Origin of the sequence: Hyphomicrobium facile, from assembly GCF_900116175.1 — a bacterium.
GTDB lineage: Bacteria > Pseudomonadota > Alphaproteobacteria > Rhizobiales > Hyphomicrobiaceae > Hyphomicrobium_B > Hyphomicrobium_B facile.
Window position 1 is genome coordinate 1,316,736 of sequence record NZ_FPCH01000002.1, and the last position, 6,272, is coordinate 1,323,007.

The following is a 6,272-nucleotide window of genomic DNA, read 5'->3' on the forward strand; positions in this document are numbered from 1 at the left end:
TACGAATTTCACACTGGTAACCGAACAGCAAAATCGCTACACGCGTTTGCGGAAATCCGACATTCGTTCGCTAAGAGAAGGTCATCGCGTGATCAGAGCTTTCAAGCGTCACTGCCTTGCGTATGCGTTCGTTCTGCCGATCGGTGCTTTGGCGACACACGCTGTTGCCGATCCGGCCGCTACCCCGGCTTCGACAGCGCCCGCGACCCACGTAGAGTTGAACAAACTCGAGAGTTCCGAGAAGGGTTGCCGCGCCTATATGGTCGTCAACAACCCGGGCGAGACGACCTATCAGTCGTTCAAGATCGATCTCGTGCTGTTTCAAACCGATGGCGTCATCGGGCGGCGGTTTTCGATCGATCTGGCGCCGCTCAGGCCCAAAAAGAAATCCGTGAAGCTTTTCGAGATCGATGGAATCCAGTGCGATAAGATCGGCTCGCTTCTCATCAACGATGTCATGGATTGCAAGGCCGAAGCCGGGCCCGTTTCGGGATGTCTCGAAAGCCTCAAGACCTCGACCCTGACGAACGTCCAACTTTCCAAGTAACCCGGTGACCACCTGATGACCGAAGAAATTATCGGAAGAGACTTGTCGATCCTCGGCCTCTTCCAACATGCCGATATTGTCGTGAAGTCCATTATCGTCGGACTGTTGCTGGCCTCGGTCGTTTGCTGGGCGATGGCGTTCGAAAAGTTCATTCGCGTGTGGCTGGTCAATCGCGAGATCCGCGTTCTCGAGGCCAACGGCAAATCCGGCACTATTCCTTCGGGCCGTCCGAACAGCCTGGTCGGTGCCGTGGGCGACGCTGCCCGGACCGAATGGGCCGAGGGGGCGGACGCTGCTTCGTCCGGCGAGGTGCGCGACCGCCTCGAAGTCGCCATGCGCGCCGCCGTCAAGCGCAAGCTGAAGAGCATCGAGCAGGGCTTGCCGTTTCTGGCGACGCTCGGATCGGCCGCGCCGTTCATCGGATTGTTCGGCACCGTCTGGGGCATCATGAATTCGTTCACGGCTATCGCTCAGCAGAAAGATACGAGCTTGGCCGTCGTCGCGCCCGGCATCGCGGAAGCGTTGTTCGCAACGGCCGTCGGCCTCGCAGCCGCTATCCCGGCCGTCATTTTCTACAACCAGATCACGGTCGCACTCGGCCGTGCTTCGGAACGGGTTGCGCCGGCCATCGTCGGATTGGCGCGTACGCTTTCCCGCCGCGGCGTTGAGGGTGTGAACTGATGGGAATGTCCGTTGGCAGCTCGTCGGGCGATGACGGCGACAGCTACAAACCTCTGGCCGAGATCAACGTCACGCCGTTCGTCGACGTGATGCTCGTGCTGTTGATCATCTTCATGGTCGCTGCGCCCCTGATGGTTCAAGGCGTGCCGCTCGATCTGCCGAAGACATCGGCATCGAAACTCGGCGCGCAGAAAAAGCCGATGGTCGTTTCGCTTGCGCCCGACGGGAAGCTCTACATCCGCGATGAGGAGGTAACGCGCGATACGCTCGTATCACGCCTCATGCAGATCAAGTCGAGCGAGGGCGACGGCGTCGTGTACGTGCGCGCGGATCGAAAAATTGCCTATGGCGATGTGATGGAGCTTTTGGGCCGCGTCGGCGAGTCGGGTTACGCGCGCGTGTCCCTTCTCTCCCAGCCTTCGCCCTCGGGAGAAACCGTTAAGAACTGATGCCCAGAGCCGCCGGAATGAACGTGTTGCGAGCGACCGCCATTCTTCTGTCCCTGTTGATCCACGGGTCGATCGGCTATGGGATGCTGCCTGATTTGCAAAATTCCAATCTCGAAGCTCTCGACCTCGGTAAAGGCACGGACATCGTGCTCGTCCAGCAAGGCATCGCGACGGAGGGCATATCGAAGCTCGGCGACGCGATGGAGACCATCGAGACGACCGAGATCGTTCCTGTCCAGGAGCAGCAGTCGAAGCCTCCGGAAGAAGTCAAACCGGACGAGCTTCGCGACGTCATCACGTCCGACGCCAGCGATGTCGAGGCGGACGCCGTAAAGACCGATGAACCGCCACCGCTCGAAACTCCGCCGCCGGAGCCGCAGGTTGTAGAGACGAAGTCGCAGCCCGAGCAGGTCGCGATCGTGACCGAGCAGAGCTCGGGCGAAGCGAAGTCGGGCGGCAACGCCCGGGAGTTCGGTCTCTATCTCGGCAAGATCAACGATCATGTGCAGCGTGCCAAGGTCAATCCGCGTACGACGGTTGCCGGCACCGTCGTGATGAAATTCACGATCGGCGTCGATGGGACGCTGCTCTCCAAGGAAATTGCGACAAGCTCGGGCTCGAAGCTTCTCGACGACGCCGCGACGGCGGCTATCGACCGCGCAGCACCCTTCCCGCCGATCCCGCCGGAAGTTAGCGTAAAGCCGCTGGCGTTCACCCAGCCGTTCAAATTCATCATGCGGTAAGAGTTTCTGTTGCACTTGCAATAGATCCATTAGATCGCGCTGCCCGTGCGACAACTCGTGCGGGTTCGCGCCACCGGCGGGGAGCCGGCGGGCAACCGTGGATTGTCATTTTTCCGAAGTCATTCGAGTTGCGGCAGCAGCCCGAAAGCGGCGGGGCTTTGGATTAACCTCGAGTTAGCTACTCGCCCCTAGATTGAATCGGCTTTCAGCACTGCGTTAGGCTGCAATATGATGTTTGGCTCAGTTGGAACCGCCAAATCCAACTCCCTGATGAACGAGTATGCGTCGCTTTTGAGCGATGCCGTTCTGCGTCATCGCGCGCGCGTCGCCGAGCAATCCGCGCGCATCGAAGCGGAGCTTGCCGGCAAAGTAAAATCCGAATTCATCGCCAACATGAGCCATGAGCTCAGGACGCCGTTGAATACGGTCATCGGCTTTTCGAAGCTCCTGACGCAGCATCAGCAGCGCCGCCTGCCGGACAAAGAGATCGTCGAATACGCGACGCTCATTCATGATGCCGCGGGCCACCTGCTCTCGGTCATCAACGATATTCTCGATATCTCCAAAATTCAGAGCGGAAAATATTCGCTCGACGCGCGCGAGGTGAATGTCGGCGAAATTCTCGCCGGCAGCATCACATCGTTCCGGACGATGGCGAGCGAAGCGCAAACGGATTTGCGCTTCGGCATTGCGCCTGATTTGCGCCCCATCCGCGGCGACGCCGAGAAGTTGCGCCAGATCTTCACGAACATCATTGCCAACGCTCTCAAGTTCACGCCGGCAGACGGCACGGTTGACGTGAGCGCGCGGCGGACCAACAGCGGCGGCGTCATCATTGCCATCCGCGACAGCGGCGTCGGCATGACCGAAGAAGAAATCGCTATCGCCATGACGCCGTTCGGGCAGGTGGACGGCGGCCGTTCGCGCTGGCGGGAGGGCGCCGGTCTCGGCTTGCCGATCGCCAAAGCGCTCGTCGAGCTGCACGGGGGTTCACTTGAACTCCGTTCGAAGAAAGGCACCGGCACGGAGGTCGTCATCAACCTTCCGGCGCGGGACGATGTGAGCGCGGTCGACTCTACGCAAATGTTTGCCAACGGCGCTTAACAGGCCCGAGATCCGGATCAGTATGGCTGGCACAAGTATCTCAACTCAGATGAATGGCGGTCCCGATACCTCCATCGGCCGCATCGTTTCGGTCACTGGATCGAAGGCGATCGTCTTGCTCGACGGCGCCGGCGACCTGCGCGCCCGTTCGCCGGATGGCCGGCCCGAAATGGGAACGCTGCTCGCGATCGAAACCAGCCGGACGACCGTGCTCGCCATTGTTTCGGCGTTGAGCGTTCCTGTCCCATCGCAACGCGAGGGCGACACCGAGGTCTGGATCGCGGAACTCGGTCTCGTCGGCGAATTGACGACCGCCGGCGAAAGCAAGGCGCCCAAATTCAACCGTGGCGTCAGCGGCTATCCGGCGCTCGGCGACCGGGTTCGCCTCGCATTGCGGACAGAGCTCGAAGCGACATTCTGCGGCGATAGCGGCGCGATGGTGCGTGTCGGCACGATCCGCCAGGACAGCACGATCCCCGCGATGGTCCGTGTCGACGAACTGCTCGGCAAGCATTTCGCGATACTCGGCACCACGGGCACCGGCAAATCGTGCACGACGGCGCTGATCCTCAGATCGATCGTCGAAAAGAACCCGAACGCGCACATCGTTTTGCTCGATCCTCACAACGAATATGCGACGGCATTCAGCGAATGGGCCGAGGTGATCTCGCCGCGGAACATGCAGCTGCCCTACTGGCTTCTGACGTTCGAGGAACTTCAAGAAGTTCTCGTCGGTGACAGCGATCGCAAGGCCGAGATCGAGATCCTTCAGGAAGTGATCCCGATTGCCAAGGCGCGCTACAATAGCGGCCGCGCAGCCGAGCCTGCGAAGCTCCGCCGCGGCTACTCGGACTCCAGCCGATACACGGTCGACACGCCCGTTCCCTATCGTATCTCCGACCTGCTGCTGTTGATCGACGAACGGCTCGGCAAACTCGAGAACCGAAAAGACCTCGCGCCTTACCGGATTCTCAAGCACCGGATCGAGACGATCTCGCAAGACGGCCGCTATGCCTTCATGTTCGGATCGCTCACCGTTTATGACGGCATGACCCAGGTGCTCGGCCGAATTTTCCGGGTTCCCGTCAACCACAAGCCGATTACGATCCTCGAACTGACCGGCATCCCGTCGGAAGTCGTCAACGTCGTCGTTTCGGTTCTGTGCCGTATGACGTTCGACTTCGCGCTGTGGAGCGAGGGCCAGGTGCCGGTGACGCTCGTCTGCGAAGAAGCGCATCGTTACGTTCCCGCGAACTCGACGCTCGGCTTCGAGCCTTGCAAGCGCGCGATTGCCAAGATCGCCAAGGAAGGCCGGAAATACGGCGCCTCGCTTTGCATCGTCACGCAGCGCCCGGCGGAAATCGATCCGACCATTCTTTCCCAGTGCAACACGGTCTTTGCTCTTCGCATGTCGAACGACCGCGACCAGGAGATCGTCGCCTCGGCCGTCGCCGACACCGGTGCCGGACTTCTGGAATTCCTGCCCTCGCTTGGGCAGCGCGAAGCGATCGCGTTCGGCGACGGCATGGCGTTGCCGGTGCGGATCAAGTTCGACGAACTGCCGAAGCGCTGCTTGCCAAAGTCATCGACTGCGAACTTCTCGGAGCGGTGGCAGAAGTCTCTCGGCGACGACGGCTTCCTCGATCAAATCGTCGAGCGCTGGCGCGCTTCCGGCATACCGGCGAACAACGATGGATCGCAGCATCTCGCGATGATGGCGGATGCTCTGGGCTTTCACGGCAACGCGCATCAGGGTGCGGGGCCGGAGGTCCATGACGCCGCTCACGATGCGAGCGTTCCGGGACATAAAATGCCGATTGCGCCGACGCCTTACGGGACCACGTCCGCCGTTCCACGGCCGAGCATGCCGCTGCCCCGCCGCGAAGTGCCGCCGGCGCTCCCTTCGGGTGCCTCCTCGGGCTCGGGCGCTGCCACAGCTTCGCATCAGGGCGCCAAACCATCTACGTCGGCTGAATCACTCAGGTCGCTGCGCGAACGCCTGACGCGTCCGCTCGGCTGATTTGTGGCTCCTCCGGGCGCCCCCTGGGTGCCTGGCTCAGGTCTTGTACAGGCACTTCTGCACAGCTGTCGCATTTGGGCCGTACACGTTGCGTCCGATCGGCGTTCGTTCGTCGCGCGGATTTCCTATTAATTTGCGCGAATGTTCCTGAAGGCCGTTTGTGCGCTACATAGACGTTGACCATTGATATTGGGGGACACCATTTCTCGATGAGCAATATTTACCCAGTCATTTTGTCGGGCGGCTCGGGGACGCGGCTGTGGCCGCTGTCGCGGGCGATGTATCCGAAGCAGTTCATTCGTTTCTTCAACGGTCAAAGCGCGTCGTTCCTCGGCGCGGCGCTCGGGCGGCTGCCGGCGCCTGAGGGTTTCGAGCGACCGATCCTGCTGTGCAACAACGATCACCGGTTTCTGGTGCGCGAGGAGTTGGAACGCGCCGGCCTCGAGCCGCGCGCCATCGTGCTCGAGCCCATCGCGCGCAACACGGCGCCGGCCATCGCGGTCGCGGCGCTGATTGCGCTTGCCGACAATCCGGACGCCGTTCTCGCGGTCATGCCGTCCGATCACGTCATCGAAGACGGCGCGGCGTTCGCTAAGAACATCCGGCGCGCGGCGGAGGTCGCGGCGACGGGCAAGCTCGTCCTCTTCGGCATCAAGCCGACGGAACCGCATACGGGTTACGGTTACATCAAGCGCGGCGCGGCGCTCGCGGGCTTCGACGGTCATGCG

Annotated in this window: 7 protein-coding genes; all 7 read left to right on the forward strand. The window is 61.4% G+C overall.

Features of this window, described 5'->3' with window-relative positions:
- The first annotated feature begins 88 nt into the window (after positions 1–88).
- Positions 89–547 carry a hypothetical protein gene (locus BM399_RS13025; RefSeq protein WP_092868238.1) on the forward strand — a complete coding sequence of 153 codons (459 nt, stop codon included), beginning with the start codon at positions 89–91 and terminating at the stop codon, positions 545–547.
- A gap of 15 nt (positions 548–562) precedes the next feature.
- Positions 563–1,228: a MotA/TolQ/ExbB proton channel family protein gene (locus BM399_RS13030; RefSeq protein WP_092868087.1), complete on the forward strand. Its 666-nt coding sequence runs from the start codon at positions 563–565 to the stop codon at positions 1,226–1,228.
- The gene (locus tag BM399_RS13035; protein ID WP_092868088.1) at positions 1,228–1,677 is read left to right on the forward strand and encodes an ExbD/TolR family protein; all 450 of its coding nucleotides are present in this window, start codon (positions 1,228–1,230) and stop codon (positions 1,675–1,677) included. The genes BM399_RS13030 and BM399_RS13035 overlap by 1 nt, the downstream gene beginning before the upstream one ends.
- Before the next feature lie 17 nt (positions 1,678–1,694).
- Positions 1,695–2,420 carry an energy transducer TonB family protein gene (locus BM399_RS13040; protein WP_092868239.1) on the forward strand — a complete coding sequence of 242 codons (726 nt, stop codon included), beginning with the start codon at positions 1,695–1,697 and terminating at the stop codon, positions 2,418–2,420.
- A gap of 270 nt (positions 2,421–2,690) precedes the next feature.
- Complete coding sequence (locus tag BM399_RS13045; protein ID WP_244531220.1) at positions 2,691–3,524, forward strand: sensor histidine kinase; 834 nt, start codon at positions 2,691–2,693, stop codon at positions 3,522–3,524.
- Between the two features lie 22 nt (positions 3,525–3,546).
- The gene (locus tag BM399_RS13050) at positions 3,547–5,544 is read left to right on the forward strand and encodes an ATP-binding protein (protein WP_092868090.1); all 1,998 of its coding nucleotides are present in this window, start codon (positions 3,547–3,549) and stop codon (positions 5,542–5,544) included.
- 209 nt (positions 5,545–5,753) lie between these two features.
- The coding region (locus tag BM399_RS13055; RefSeq protein WP_244531112.1) for a sugar phosphate nucleotidyltransferase at positions 5,754–6,272 on the forward strand (519 nt) is incomplete at its 3' end.